Origin of the sequence: Pseudoxanthomonas sp. F37, from assembly GCF_022965755.1 — a bacterium.
In the GTDB taxonomy this organism is placed as follows: Bacteria; Pseudomonadota; Gammaproteobacteria; order Xanthomonadales; family Xanthomonadaceae; genus Pseudoxanthomonas_A.
On the sequence record NZ_CP095187.1, the window covers coordinates 2,936,206 to 2,948,512 of the forward strand.

General features: G+C 67.7%; 16 protein-coding genes. 10 read left to right on the forward strand and 6 right to left on the reverse strand.

Annotated elements, in window-relative coordinates; all coding sequences use genetic code 11:
- Positions 1-16 precede the first annotated feature (16 nt).
- From moaB to MUU77_RS13900, 4 genes are read left to right on the forward strand one after another with little or no spacing between them, the layout of a single operon-like run.
- Complete coding sequence (gene moaB / locus MUU77_RS13885; protein WP_245087975.1) at positions 17-535, forward strand: molybdenum cofactor biosynthesis protein B; 519 nt, start codon at positions 17-19, stop codon at positions 533-535.
- Between the two features lie 17 nt (positions 536-552).
- On the forward strand, positions 553-891 hold the full coding sequence (locus MUU77_RS13890) for a helix-turn-helix domain-containing protein (RefSeq protein WP_245087978.1): 339 nt from the start codon (positions 553-555) through the stop codon (positions 889-891).
- Positions 892-919: 28 nt separating this feature from the next.
- Entirely contained in the window at positions 920-1,699 is a 780-nt protein-coding gene (gene ppk2, locus MUU77_RS13895; protein WP_245087981.1) for a polyphosphate kinase 2, read from the forward strand.
- Between the two features lie 2 nt (positions 1,700-1,701).
- Positions 1,702-2,100 carry a hypothetical protein gene (locus MUU77_RS13900; protein ID WP_245087983.1) on the forward strand — a complete coding sequence of 133 codons (399 nt, stop codon included), beginning with the start codon at positions 1,702-1,704 and terminating at the stop codon, positions 2,098-2,100.
- A 4-nt stretch (positions 2,101-2,104) separates the two neighbouring features.
- Here MUU77_RS13900 and MUU77_RS13905 read toward each other — a convergent pair whose 3' ends face one another.
- The 3 genes from MUU77_RS13905 to MUU77_RS13915 are packed head-to-tail and all read right to left on the reverse strand — an operon-like array spanning position 2,105 to position 4,217.
- Positions 2,105-2,371: an acylphosphatase gene (locus tag MUU77_RS13905; RefSeq protein WP_245087986.1), complete on the reverse strand. Its 267-nt coding sequence runs from the start codon at positions 2,369-2,371 to the stop codon at positions 2,105-2,107.
- The gene (locus MUU77_RS13910; RefSeq protein WP_245087989.1) at positions 2,371-2,943 is read right to left on the reverse strand and encodes a TlpA disulfide reductase family protein; all 573 of its coding nucleotides are present in this window, start codon (positions 2,941-2,943) and stop codon (positions 2,371-2,373) included. Before MUU77_RS13910 ends, MUU77_RS13905 begins: the two co-directional genes overlap by 1 nt.
- Positions 2,940-4,217: a YihY family inner membrane protein gene (locus MUU77_RS13915; protein ID WP_245087992.1), complete on the reverse strand. Its 1,278-nt coding sequence runs from the start codon at positions 4,215-4,217 to the stop codon at positions 2,940-2,942. The genes MUU77_RS13910 and MUU77_RS13915 overlap by 4 nt, the downstream gene beginning before the upstream one ends.
- 76 nt (positions 4,218-4,293) lie before the next feature.
- On the opposite strand from MUU77_RS13915, the gene wrbA reads away from it, so the two are divergent.
- The 3 genes from wrbA to MUU77_RS13930 all read left to right on the forward strand — a co-directional run bounded on the left by wrbA (position 4,294) and on the right by MUU77_RS13930 (position 5,794).
- Complete coding sequence (gene wrbA, locus MUU77_RS13920) at positions 4,294-4,890, forward strand: NAD(P)H:quinone oxidoreductase (RefSeq protein ID WP_245087995.1); 597 nt, start codon at positions 4,294-4,296, stop codon at positions 4,888-4,890.
- Positions 4,890-5,222, forward strand: a complete 333-nt coding sequence (locus MUU77_RS13925; RefSeq protein ID WP_245087998.1) for a DUF2069 domain-containing protein — start codon at positions 4,890-4,892, stop codon at positions 5,220-5,222. The genes wrbA and MUU77_RS13925 overlap by 1 nt, the downstream gene beginning before the upstream one ends.
- A gap of 86 nt (positions 5,223-5,308) precedes the next feature.
- Entirely contained in the window at positions 5,309-5,794 is a 486-nt protein-coding gene (locus MUU77_RS13930) for an asparaginase domain-containing protein (protein WP_192201835.1), read from the forward strand.
- A gap of 128 nt (positions 5,795-5,922) precedes the next feature.
- Here MUU77_RS13930 and MUU77_RS13935 read toward each other — a convergent pair whose 3' ends face one another.
- The 3 genes from MUU77_RS13935 to MUU77_RS13945 form a co-directional block, all read right to left on the reverse strand.
- The gene (locus MUU77_RS13935; RefSeq protein ID WP_245088001.1) at positions 5,923-6,288 is read right to left on the reverse strand and encodes a GNAT family N-acetyltransferase; all 366 of its coding nucleotides are present in this window, start codon (positions 6,286-6,288) and stop codon (positions 5,923-5,925) included.
- Between the two features lie 207 nt (positions 6,289-6,495).
- Positions 6,496-7,185, reverse strand: a complete 690-nt coding sequence (locus MUU77_RS13940) for a hypothetical protein (protein WP_245088004.1) — start codon at positions 7,183-7,185, stop codon at positions 6,496-6,498.
- Between the two features lie 543 nt (positions 7,186-7,728).
- Positions 7,729-8,736: a LacI family DNA-binding transcriptional regulator gene (locus tag MUU77_RS13945; RefSeq protein WP_245088007.1), complete on the reverse strand. Its 1,008-nt coding sequence runs from the start codon at positions 8,734-8,736 to the stop codon at positions 7,729-7,731.
- 92 nt (positions 8,737-8,828) lie between these two features.
- Here MUU77_RS13945 and MUU77_RS13950 point away from each other — a divergent pair, with 92 nt between their 5' ends.
- The 3 genes from MUU77_RS13950 to MUU77_RS13960 are packed head-to-tail and all read left to right on the forward strand — an operon-like array spanning position 8,829 to position 12,271.
- A complete protein-coding gene (locus MUU77_RS13950; RefSeq protein WP_245088010.1) occupies positions 8,829-9,881 on the forward strand; it encodes a sugar phosphate isomerase/epimerase family protein in 1,053 nt (350 codons plus the stop codon).
- Between the two features lie 27 nt (positions 9,882-9,908).
- Positions 9,909-11,135, forward strand: a complete 1,227-nt coding sequence (locus MUU77_RS13955; protein ID WP_245088013.1) for a nucleoside permease — start codon at positions 9,909-9,911, stop codon at positions 11,133-11,135.
- An 11-nt stretch (positions 11,136-11,146) separates the two neighbouring features.
- A complete protein-coding gene (locus MUU77_RS13960; RefSeq protein WP_245088016.1) occupies positions 11,147-12,271 on the forward strand; it encodes a Gfo/Idh/MocA family oxidoreductase in 1,125 nt (374 codons plus the stop codon).
- Positions 12,272-12,307 lie beyond the last annotated feature (36 nt).

Genomic DNA, 12,307 nt, shown 5'->3' on the forward strand with positions numbered 1-12,307 from the left:
CGCTACGCTGCGCGGCATGAGCCATGCCGACGACCTTATCCCGTTGCACCTCTGCGTGCTGACCGTTTCGGACAGCCGCACCCTGGCCGAAGACCGTTCCGGCGACTACCTGGCCGAAGCGCTCGCCAGCGAAGGCCACCAGCTGCATGCCCGCGCCCTGCTGCCCGACGACCGCTACCGCCTGCGTGCGCAGGTCTCGCAGTGGATCGCCGATCCGGCCGTGGACGGCATCCTGGTGACCGGCGGCACCGGCTTCACCGGCCGCGATTCCACGCCCGAAGCGCTGCTGCCGTTGCTGGACAAGGAAATGCCGGGCTTCGGCGAGCTGTTCCGGCAGATCAGCTTCGAAGAGATCGGCACCTCGTCGCTGCAGTCGCGCGCCTTCGCCGGGCTGGCCAACCAGACCTTCCTGTTCTGCCTGCCCGGCTCCACCTCGGCCTGCCGCACGGCATGGGAGAGGATCATCCGCGCGCAGCTGGATGCGCGCACGCGGCCCTGCAATCTGGCCACGCTGCGTCCCCGCCTGAAGGAATGAGCCAGGAGAGCCCCCCCATGTCGCTCGATGCCACCCTGCGTCTGCTCACCAAGGCCAGCGGCCTGACCGCCGCCGACCTGGCCGCCGCCATCCCGCGGGCCGGCGTATCCACCGTCAAGGCCTGGCTGGCAGGCGAGAAGATGCCCGGCAGCGAGCAGCTCAACGCCCTGGCCCGAGCGTTCGGCGTGCCGGCCGGCGCCTTGCTGTCGGAACTGGCCTCCACGCTGGACCCGGCGCGCACGCAGGGCGAGCACGGCCTGCTGGCCGCCTACCGCGCCCTCAACACCCGCCAGCAGGGCGCGCTGCTGGAAGTCGCGCGCGGCATGGCCGGCCAGGCCGCGCGCCGCAAACGCTGAACCCCTCTCCGCCGCACAGGACGACGCGATGAAGCCGCTCAAGCGCAAGGACTACGAAGCCCGCCTGAAACCGCTGCAGCTGGAACTGGCGGCGATGGCCCGCTGGGCCTCGCACTGCGGTGCGCGCATCGTGGTGGTGGTGGAAGGCCGCGACACCGCCGGCAAGGGCGGCGCCATCGGCGCGATCACCGAACACCTCAACCCGCGCCAGTGCCGCGTGGTGGCGTTGCCCAAGCCGGGCGAACGCGAAGCCACGCAATGGTATTTCCAGCGCTACATCGCGCACCTGCCGGCAGCGGGCGAGATCGTGCTGTTCGACCGCAGCTGGTACAACCGCGCCGGCGTCGAGAAGGTCATGGGCTACTGCACCGACGAGCAGTACCAGCGCTTCCTGCAGCAGGCGCCGGTGTTCGAACGCGGCATCACCGACGACGGCATCCTCCTGTTCAAGTACTGGCTGTGCGTGGACCAGGCCCTGCAGGAGGAGCGCTTCGCCGAGCGTGCGGACGAACCGCTGAAAAGCTGGAAGCTGTCGCCGATCGACCTGAAGGCGCGCGAGAAGTACGCCGACTACACGGCCGCGCGCGAAGCCATGCTGGAGGCCACCCACACCGCGCACGCCCCGTGGACGCTGGTGGACTTCAACGACCAGCGCGTCGGTCGCCTCACCCTGATCCGCGACCTGCTGGACCGCCTGCCCGACACCCGCGTGCCGGTGGAACCGCTGGGCCTGCCGCCGCTGCGCGGCAAGCTGCACAAGGAACGCTACGGCGTGCTCAAGCCGATCAAGCCGCAGCGCGGCGGCTGACGATGCGCCTGCCCTTCATGGCCGCGGTGTGGCTGGCGGCAGCGCCTGCGCTGGCGCAGGACCCGGCGGATACGGAAGACCCGTCGGCGACCACCCTGGAAACGCTGACCGTCCGGCCCGAGCCGGAGGAAGTCGTGGACCTGTACCGCTTCCGCAACCCCATCGAGGTCGAGCCGGGCACGTTCGAGCGCGACTGGCGCGAACCGCCCAGCCTTGAACAGTTGGGCAAGAACGGCGGCATCGTGCCGGTGCTCGCCGGCCTGGCCGCCAAGGGCATCCAGGCCGGCGCACGCAAGATCCCCGGCTGGAAGGAACCCAGGCAGGCGGTGATCGCGCGACCGCCGCCGCTGGACGAGGCCCAGACCGCCCGCGCGCTGCGACTGCACGAAGCGGGGGAGTGAAGCCTCAGCCGGTGACGAAGCCGTCGTTCACCGGTCCCGTCCACGCCTGGCGCACGACCGAGCCGACGCACGCAGCGGGTGGCCCGTGCTGAAGCCACGCTTCCAGCGCATCCAGTGCGGCGGCCTGGCCTTCGGCGATCACTTCCACGCCGCCGTCGGCAAGATTGGTGGCCCGGCCACGCAAGCCCAAATCCAGCGCGCGCTCGCGCGTGGAGGCGCGGAAGAACACGCCCTGCACCTTGCCGGCGACCAGGAAGCGCGCGGCGGGCATCAGGCCCCGGCCTTCGGCCCGCCCGCCGCGGCGATGGCCGCTTCGATCTGCTTGCCCGTCACCGGACCGAGGAACTGCTTGGCCACCCTGCCGTCCGGCGCGATCAGGTAGGTCAGCGGCAGACCGCGCGGCGTGGCGAAGTCCGCGGGGGGGTTGTACACATCGAGGATCGCGATCGGATAGACGACCGGACGCTCCTCCAGGAACGCTTTCAGTTCGTCCGCTTCGATTTCCTCGTAAGCCAGGCCGATCACCTCGATATGCGCATTGTCCTTGTCCAGCGCCGACAGGTCGGGCATCTCCTTCAGGCACGGCGCGCACCAGGTGGCCCAGAAGTTGACCACCACCCATCGGCCGCGCCGCGCGGCCAGCGAGTACGCGGCGCCGTCCAGCGTCTGCACTTCCAGCGCGGGGATCTCGGCCGTGCGATCGGCATGCGCCGTCGAGGCGGGATCGACCGCCTGCACATGCGCTTCGATGGCGGGCTGCGAGGCTTCGGACGGTGCCGAGCCGGCATTGCACGCCGCCAGCGACAGGACCACGGCCAGCGACAGGGAGGGAATGGACTTCATGCAGGCTCCTGGGAGGATTCGACGTACAGATCGCTGACGCGCTTCTTCAGCAGTTCGCGCAAGGGCACGCGCAGCTCGTCCAGCGCGCGCCGCGCCGCGCATCCCAGCGCATCGTCGTGGAAGGGAAGGTGCGCTTCGGCGACGGGAATGCGCAGCTGGCAGGCCTCGTACAGGTCGCACAGGGTCAGGTCGTCCAGGTCGCGCGCCAGCAGCCATTCGCCTTCCTCGTCGCGGCGCAGCAGGTTGATCTCGGCAAGTTGGCCCAGGATCTGCTGGATCAGCGAATCGGTCAGCATCGGCTCCATCGCCAGGATCTGGTCGCTGTGCAGTCCCTTGCCCTGGGCGCGCGCCTGCGCAAAGCGCCCCAGCATGCGCAGCAGGCCATAGATTTCGTAGCCCAGCGGCAGGCGCAGCGCGACCGGCTGGTAGCGGAACGCCGCCATGCCCGACGCCAGCGATGCGCCCAGCAGCACCGCCACCCAGCACAGGAAGATCCACAGCAGCAGGATGGGCGCGGCCGCCACTGCGCCATAGATCTTCTGGTAGGTGTTGAAGCTGCCCAGGTAGGCGCCCAGGCCCCACTTGGCCAGTTCCAGCAGCACCGTGGCCAGCAGCGCACCGGCCACGGCGTAGCGCCACTTGATGGTCCGGTGCGGCACCACGCGGTAGATCACCACGATGGCGGCCAGTTCGATCAGCACCGGCGCCAGGCTCAGCGACAGCGTCTGCAGCCACCTGCCGCCGCTGGTGGCGAACACCGGCAGCGCGTAGAAGCGCGCCGACAGCGCCAGCGAGGCGGCGGCCATCAGTGCGCCCAGCGTCAGCACCGTCCAGTACACCAGGAAGCGCGACAGCTTCGGCCGTGCACTGCGCACGCGCCAGATGCGGTTGAAGGTGGCTTCGATGCTGTTGAGGGTGATCAGCAGCGATACCACCAGCGCGATCACGCCCACCGCCGTCAGCTTGCCGGTGTTGTCCAGGAAGCCGTCCAGCTTCGTCTTCAGGCTGGCCGCCGCGCCCGGCAGGAAGTTGGCGAAGATGTAGTCGCGCAACTGGTCGCTCCACTCCTGGAACGTGGAGAACGCCGACAACACCCCGAACACCACCATCGCCAGCGGCACCAGCGCGAACAGCGTGGTGTAGGCCAGCGAGCCTGCGGCCTGGAACAGGCGGTCGTCGAGGAAGCGCTTGGCCAGGAAACGGAAGAACGTGCCCATGCGCGCACGGTCGCGCACGCGTTCGGTCCAGCGGTTCAACGAGTCCAGGGGCTCCATGGGCGGAAGGGTAACCGATGCGTCATGGAGGCGACATCGCCGATACTAGGCGCTCCCCGAACGACGAAGACGGCCCATGCCCGAGATCCTGGTGCTCTACTACAGCCGCGGCGGTTCCGTGGCCAGGCTGGCGCGGCAGATCGCGCGCGGCGTGGGCGAAGTCGAGGGGATGTCCGCGCGCCTGCGCAGCGTGCCGCCGGTGGCCGCGGTGACCCAGCAGGCGGCACCGCCCGTACCCGAGGACGGCGCCCCGTACGTGGACAAGCAGGACCTGGCCGACTGTGCGGGCCTGGTGCTGGGCAGCCCCACCCGCTTCGGCAACATGGCCGCGCCGGTGAAGCACTTCATCGACGGCCTGGGTGCGGAATGGGCCAGCGGCACGCTGGTGGGCAAGCCGGCGGCGGTGTTCACCTCCACCGCCACCCAGCACGGTGGGCAGGAATCCACCCTGCTGTCGATGCAGGTGCCGCTGCTGCACCATGGCTGCGTGATCGTCGGCATTCCCTTCACCGAGCCGCAGCTGAGCACCACGCGCACCGGCGGCACGCCCTACGGCGCCAGCCACGTGGCCGGCGGCGAGGACGATCCGCAACCCAGCGACGAGGAGGCCGCGCTGGCGCGGGCGCTGGGCCGGCGCGTGGCCGACATCGCGCGCCGGCTGGGGGTGCGCTGATGGAACGTTCGCGCCTGGTCCTGGCCGGCCTGCTGCAGCTGCTGGCGGTGCTGTATGCGGTCTGGTTCTTCGGCGACCGCCATTACACGGCGGTGCTGCTGGTGTTCTGCCTGCCGCCGGTGCTGCTGATGATCGGCGTGATGGCGCGCCGGCGCAGTGCGGCGTTCTGGTCCGGGGTGCTGGCGCTGTTCTGGTTCGCGCATGCGGTGATGGTGGCGTGGTCGCGGCCGGCGGAGGCCGGTTTCGCCTGGGCCGGCATCGTGCTGTCGGTCGGTATCGTGCTGGCCACCAGCTGGCCGGCCTTCGCCAAGCGGTTCGGCAGGAAGCGGTGATGCGCGCCTGCCTGCGGTTGCGGCGATAATCGCCGCCTACGACCGCATTCAACGCTGGCGCCCGAGGCGCCGGCAGGAGCCTTGAGATGGACGAGCTGCTGATCGTCACCACCGGTGGCACGATCGACAAGATCTACTTCGACGACAAGTCCGACTACCAGATCGGCGATCCGCAGATCGGCATGATCCTGCGCGAGTTGGGCGTGACGTTCCGCTTCACGGTCATCCCCATCCTGCGCAAGGACTCGCTGCACATCACCGACGAGGACCGCGAGCTGATCCGCGCGACCATCGCGGCGCAGCCGACGAAGCATGTGCTGGTCACGCACGGCACCGACAGCATGGTGCAGACCGGCCATGTGCTGGCCTCCATCCCGGACAAGACCATCGTGATGACCGGCGCCCTCAGCCCGGCGCGCTTCCGCGGCTCGGACGCGGAGTTCAACATCGGCTGCGCCATCGGCGCCGTGCAGTCGCTGCCGGCGGGCGTGTACATCGCCATGAACGGGCGGATCTGGGACCCGGCCAAGGTCAGGAAGAACGTGGCGGCGAACCGGTTCGAGGCGGTGTGAGGCCGGAAGGCTTCCATGCTCGGTGACGACAAGGCCCGCTGATGCGGGCCTTGTGCTTTCACGGGAGAGGGAATCGTTCTCCGGCGCGTGCTCCTGAAAACCTGCTCCGACCCTGCTGCGGAGGCGACCTACGGCGGCGAAATGGCAAAGGCGCAGAGGCTTGACGACAGCGGAACGGCCTTCGCACCCAGGGCCTCATAGAGCGAGATGGCCCTGTGGTTGCTGGAGCGCACATTGTTGATCACCAGCTCGCGACACCCCTCGTCACGCGCCTTCTGTCGCAGCTGTTCAATCACCGTGCTGCCATAGCCGCGGGAGCGCTGTCTCGAATCGATTTCGATCTTCTCCAGCACAAAGCGTTCGCCCGACTCGAACCACCCATGGGCGCGACCTACGCGACGGCCATCGAGCCATGGCTCAATGACATAGTGCCGCCGCTGCTGGCTCTTCTCGAAGCACCAGTCTGTTTTCCATTGGAGAGGGGTTGCTTTCAATGAGGATCCACTTGGCTGCGATGGCCGAACACCCGGTCACCCCGGGCCGTGTCGCGGCGTGGGCGGGGGGAAAGAGGCCGGAGGCGGGGGCGCAGGATACCTGTCCCGAGCTGAATCGCCGCGCAGCCGACCCGGCACGGAGCTGAGAACGTTCGACCCGTCATAGCTGCTCCAGGAGTTGCTGTTTCAGATCGACCCGATGCCTATCTAGCGCTTTCTTTCAAACACCGATATGAAGATCATGCCTTTATCATCTGGAGCAAGTGTTGTCCGTGTGTCCATGAAGTTCTGTCCGAACCAAGGCTCTCCAAACGCATTCGAGATCAATCCTGACCAATCAGCATTGGGAGAGGTGGGACTGGTCCCCGCCCTCACCACGGCGGACATAACGCAAACCGATCTTCCGCACCGGACTTTGTCTACCTCAAGTCCAGAGTAGCCCGGGCCGTGGCTTCGAAGAGCCACGTCAAAGCTGTTTTCCATCTGCTGGGCCCATGCCTCGTCTCGGCCTTCCTTCTCGAGAATCTCCATTAGATCCGAGAACTCCGCATCTGCAGCCCGCAGCTTTCCGTTCACCAGTGCTGCGCGCTTGGCGTTCTCCGCACTCATTATTGCGGGCCCACGAAGATTGCCTTCGGAACTCTCGCTGTTGGCATGCTGGGCGGCCACAAGTTGCGGCGTCCCGGATGCAGCGCTGGACGGGTCAGAGTTGTCGCCGGACGCGCGGGCCTGGGAAGCTTTCGTAGCTCCACCGACACTGACATCTTCTCCGTCTGCCTTGTTGCGGCTCGCCTCAGCATTCTCTTCGGCCGACTTTCCATCGTGGAGGCCGATCACCCCTATTCCCAAGGCGGCGGCAATAGCGACTGCAACGATAGCGATGTTCATGGTCTTCATGCGTGTTCCTTTGCGAATTATTCAGCAGAGCACTCTCGCGAGCACTCTGCTTCTAAGCACTGGATCGGCAGGCTTCAGCCACTGCAACTACGGAGTCCGGATTGAGTGCAGTAGATGGTTGGCCGGCTACCATTGTCTGTCGTGCAAGTGCAGTGGGAAGTGTCAAAGGCCTGCTTGGTAACGTCGGTGCATGCTGGCACTGTGCCTGAGCCGGAGTCAGCTGCACACCGGGTCCGGTTATACGACTTGTCTATAGCCCCCGTATGGCCGGCTATACCCTTTCAACCTCGATCTTAGGGGGCTGAGTCCGGCAAACTAGTGGATGTATAACCGGACACAGCGGACTGACCGGAGCGCGCTCGGAAAACCGCAGCGTAACATTGAAGAACGTCCGCTCCGGGCCGGGAGGTGCCCCCCTGCCCTCGATAAACATCCCTGACCATCCGCGATGCACACGCATCACGTTGGCGGTAGCCGGAGTGAGGTGAGCAGCGCCCCACACCATGGAACCCACCCTTTCGGCACAGAAGGCGCAGCCCTCGCCTACCCCACGCGTTCCGCGGTGGACCCACGCAGCATCAGAGCAAAATCCAAGGTCTGCCGGTGCTGCACGTCCATGCCGTCGATGATGGCGAGCAAGAGCTTCACGGCGCGAATGCCGATTTCGCGCATGGGTTGGCTGATGGTGGTCAAGGGCGGGTTGAGGTAACGGGATGAGGCCAGGTCGTCGAAGCCGATGACCGAGACGTCATGCGGCACGCCGAGGCCGAGGTCCCTGCAGGCGGCCAGTACCCCCAACGCCATCTGGTCGCTGAAGCAGAAGGCCGCGGTCGGGGCGCCGGTGCCCTGCGCCAGCAGCTGCCTGGCCGCCGCGTAGCCGGACTCCACCGAGAAGTCGCCCGGCGCGAGTATCAACTGGCGCAGGCGGCCGCGCGCCCTGGCGGCCGCCTTCGCCCCTTCCAGTCGTTGCCGATGCAGGGGATTGTCGGGCGGGCCACCGACTACCGCGATGCGCTGATGCCCCAGTCCGTACAGGTGTTCCATCGCGGCGCGCGCGGCGGCGGCGTTGTCGATATGGACACTGGGAATGCCCAACGCCGGATCGAACTCGCAGCCATTGACCACCGGCGCGCGCGGGCCCAACTGCTGGACGATCTCGCGCGCCGTCGGCGGCAGCCGATGTCCCAGGACGATCAGGCCATCGGCCTCGTTGCGGCGAAGCATCTGCACGTAGCGCTCTTCGCGATCGGGCTGGTGCTGGGTATCGCCCAGGAGCACGGCGTAGTCGGCGGCCTGCGCGGTTTCTTCCGCACCCTGCAGGATCTTTGCGAAGAAGGGATTGGCGATGTCCGGCACGGTCACCAGGATCTTCCCGCTGCGCTGCGTCTTGAGCGTCCGGGCTATCGTGTTGGGGACATAGCCCAGTGCGGCCGCCGCCTGCTGGATGCGCTCGCGCGTGGCCGGCAGCACCTTCTCCGGGCGCGAGAGCGCGCGGGACACCGTCCCTGCCGAGACGCCCACGTGTCGAGCGATGTCGTAGATCGTCGCCATGTCAGCCCCGGCGTCTCCGATGCGCTGCACAACGCCTTTGCGCCGGACCCCATGCTAGGATCGTGCAATCGATTGCATCAGGGCCGATCGCCGTGAAGACACTCAAGGGTCCCGCGCTGTTCCTGGCGCAATTCATCGGTGACAAGCCTCCCTTCGATCGGTTGGATACCTTGGCCGAATGGGCGGCCGGGCTGGGCTATTCTGGCGTACAAGTGCCCACCAGCGCGCCCCATGTCTTCGACCTGGCGCAGGCGGCACAGAGCCAGGCGTACTGCGACGATATCGCCGGCATGCTGGACCGGCACGGCCTGCGCATCACCGAACTGTCCACCCACCTGCAGGGCCAGCTGGTCGCCGTCCATCCCGCGTACGACAGCCTGTTCGACGGGTTCGCCCCGCCGGAGAAGCGCGGCGATCCTTCTGCCCGGCAGGCGTGGGCGGTCGAACAGATGGCCATGGCCGCGCAGGCCAGCCAGCGCCTGGGACTGACCGCGCATGCGACGTTCTCGGGTGCATTGGCCTGGCCTTATTTCTACCCCTGGCCGCAGCGGCCGCCGGGCCTGGTGGAAGAGGCCTTCGCCGAACTCGGACGCCGCTGGCGTCCCATCCTGGACACCTTCGATGCCCACGGCGTCGACCTCTGCTACGAGATCCATCCCGGCGAAGACCTGCACGACGGTGCGACCTTCGAACGGTTCCTCGACGCGGTGGACCACCATCCGCGCGCCAAGATCCTCTACGACCCCAGCCACCTGCTGCTGCAGCAGATGGACTATCTGGGCTTCATCGACCGCTACCACGAGCGCATCGGCATCTTCCACGTGAAGGACGCCGAGTACCGCGCCAGTGCGCGCAGCGGCGTCTATGGCGGCTACGAGAACTGGATCGACCGTCCCGGCCGCTTCCGCTCGCTGGGCGATGGCCAGATCGATTTCAAAGCGATCTTCTCGAAGTTGGCGCAGTACGATTTCCCCGGCTGGGCAGTACTGGAATGGGAGTGCTGCCTGAAGCATCCGGAAGACGGCGCGCGCGAAGGCGCCGCCTTCATCCGCGACCATCTGATCCGCGTGACCGGGCGCGCCTTCGACGATTTCGCCGACAGCGGCGCGAGCCGGGAAACACTGCGCCGCATGCTGGGGATCTGACCGGACACCGACCTGGGAGGGGAAGTCATGACGTTCGCTATGTCGCGCCTGAGCGCGATGATGTTCCTGCAGTTCTTCATCTGGGGGGCGTGGTTCGTCACCCTGGGCACGTATCTGGTGCAGGGCCCGCTGAAGGCCAGCGCAAGCCAGGTCGCCACCGCCTTCCTCAGCCAGTCCATCGGCGCCATCGTCGCGCCGTTCCTGGTCGGACTGATCGCCGACCGCTACTTCGCCGCGCAACGCATCCTGGCGGTGCTGCACCTGGCCGGGGCGGTGCTGATGTGGTTCGCGTCCACGGCGACGAGCTTCGACGCATTCGCTGCTTACGTGATGGCCTACATGCTGTTGTTCATGCCGACGCTGGCGCTGGCGAACAGCGTGGCGATGCGGCACATGCAGTCGCCGGAAAAACAGTTCCCGCCCGTGCGGGTCGCGGGCAGCATCGGCTGGATCGTCGCCGGCGTGCTGATCGGCTGGCTGGGCTGGGAACAGGCGCACCGCCTGGAGCTCACCTTCCGCATGGCCGCGGCGGCCTCGCTGATGCTGGGGCTGTACGCGTTCACCCTGCCGCACACGCCACCGCTGGCGCAGCAGCGCAACGCTTCGCTGGGCCAGATCCTGGGCCTGGACGCGTTGCGCCTGCTGAAGTCGCGCTCGTACCTGGTGTTCTTCCTGGCCTCCATCGCCATCTGCGTGCCGCTGTCGTTCTACTACAACTTCACCAACCCATACCTCAACGACCTGGGTGTGCGCGGTGCGGCCGGCCTGCAGTCCCTGGGCCAGGTGTCCGAAGTGCTGCTGATGCTGGCCATGCCCTTCCTGTTCGCCCGGCTGGGGGTCAAGACCATGCTGGCGATCGGCATGGCGGCGTGGGTGGTGCGCTACGGGATGTTCGCCTATGGCGACGCCGGCGGCGGGTTCGCGCTGCTGGTCGTCGGCATCGTGCTGCACGGCATCTGCTACGACTTCTTCTTCGTCACCGGCCAGATCTACACCGACGCCCACGCGGGCCCGGCCGTACGCAGCAGCGCGCAAGGGTTCATCACGCTGGCCACCTATGGCGTGGGCATGCTGATCGGTACCTTCCTGTCCGGTGCGGTCGTCGAGCACTACACCACGGCGGCGGGCCCGGACTGGCAGAAGATCTGGCTGTTCCCCGCGGCCGTGGCCTTCGTCGTGCTGGTGGCCTTCCTGCTGCTGTTCCGCGAGCGGCCGGTGTCCGCCGCTGCGCCCTCCACCTCGTCCGCCAGTTGAGGGGCCGTCGCATGGGCAAGCTCGGGGTGGCCATCGTCGGCACCGGAATGATCGGCGCCGTGCATCGGCGCGCGGCCTTGCTGGCCGGCGCGGTCGTGCGTGGCGTCAGTGCGTCATCGCCGGAACGTGGCGCAGAAGTGGCGGAAGCGTGGGATGTGCCGCGCGCCTATCGCGACATCGGCGAAGCCCTCGCCGACCCGCAGGTGCAGGTGGTGCATGTGTGCACCCCCAACCACCTGCACCGCGCGATGGCGCAGGCCGCACTGGAAGCCGGCAAGCATGTGATCTGCGAGAAGCCGCTCGCCACCACCCTGCACGATGCCGAAGCGCTCTCCGCGCTGGCGGCCTCGGCCGGCCTGGTGGCGACGGTGCCGTTCGTCTACCGCTATCACCCGGTCGTCCGCGAAGCGCGCGCGCGGATCGCTCGCGGCGACCTGGGGCCGCTGCGGCTCATCCATGGCAGCTACCTGCAGGACTGGCTGCTGGACCCGGCCAGCAACAACTGGCGCGTGGATCCGGCACTGGGCGGCGCGTCGCGCGTCTTCGCCGACATCGGCTCGCACTGGTGCGACCTGGTGGAATGGGTCAGCGGCGAACGTTTCGTGGACGTCAGCGCGGCCTTCGAAACGGTGATCGCGCAACGCGCCGCCGCCACCGGGCTGAGTTTCGCAACGCCCGCGGCGGGCGGCGCGATGCAACCGGTATCCAGCGAAGACGTGGCCGCGGCGCTGTTCAAGACCGGCAACGGCACGCTGGCCTCGTTGACCGTCAGCCAGGTGTCGGCCGGACGCCGCAACCGCCTGTGGTTCGAGATCGACGGCGCGCAGGCCAGCGTGGCCTTCGATCAGGAAGACAGCGAACGGCTCTGGATCGGCCTGCCCGACCAGCGCGAGGAGATCTTCGTGCGAGGTCCGGGCGCGGGAAGCGCCGAACAGCGCCGGCTGTCGGTGCTGCCGCCCGGCCACGCGCAGGGCTATGGCCACTGTTTCGACGCCTTCGTCGCCGACACCTACCGCGCCATCCTCGCCGAACGGCCCGAAGGACTGCCGACGTTCGAGGACGGGCGGCGTTCGGCGCTCATCGTCGATCGCGTCATCGCCTCGGCCAGGTCGCGCGCCTGGACGCGCATTCCCTGATCGAAGCGGCCATGACCGGCTTTGCCTTCCCCCACG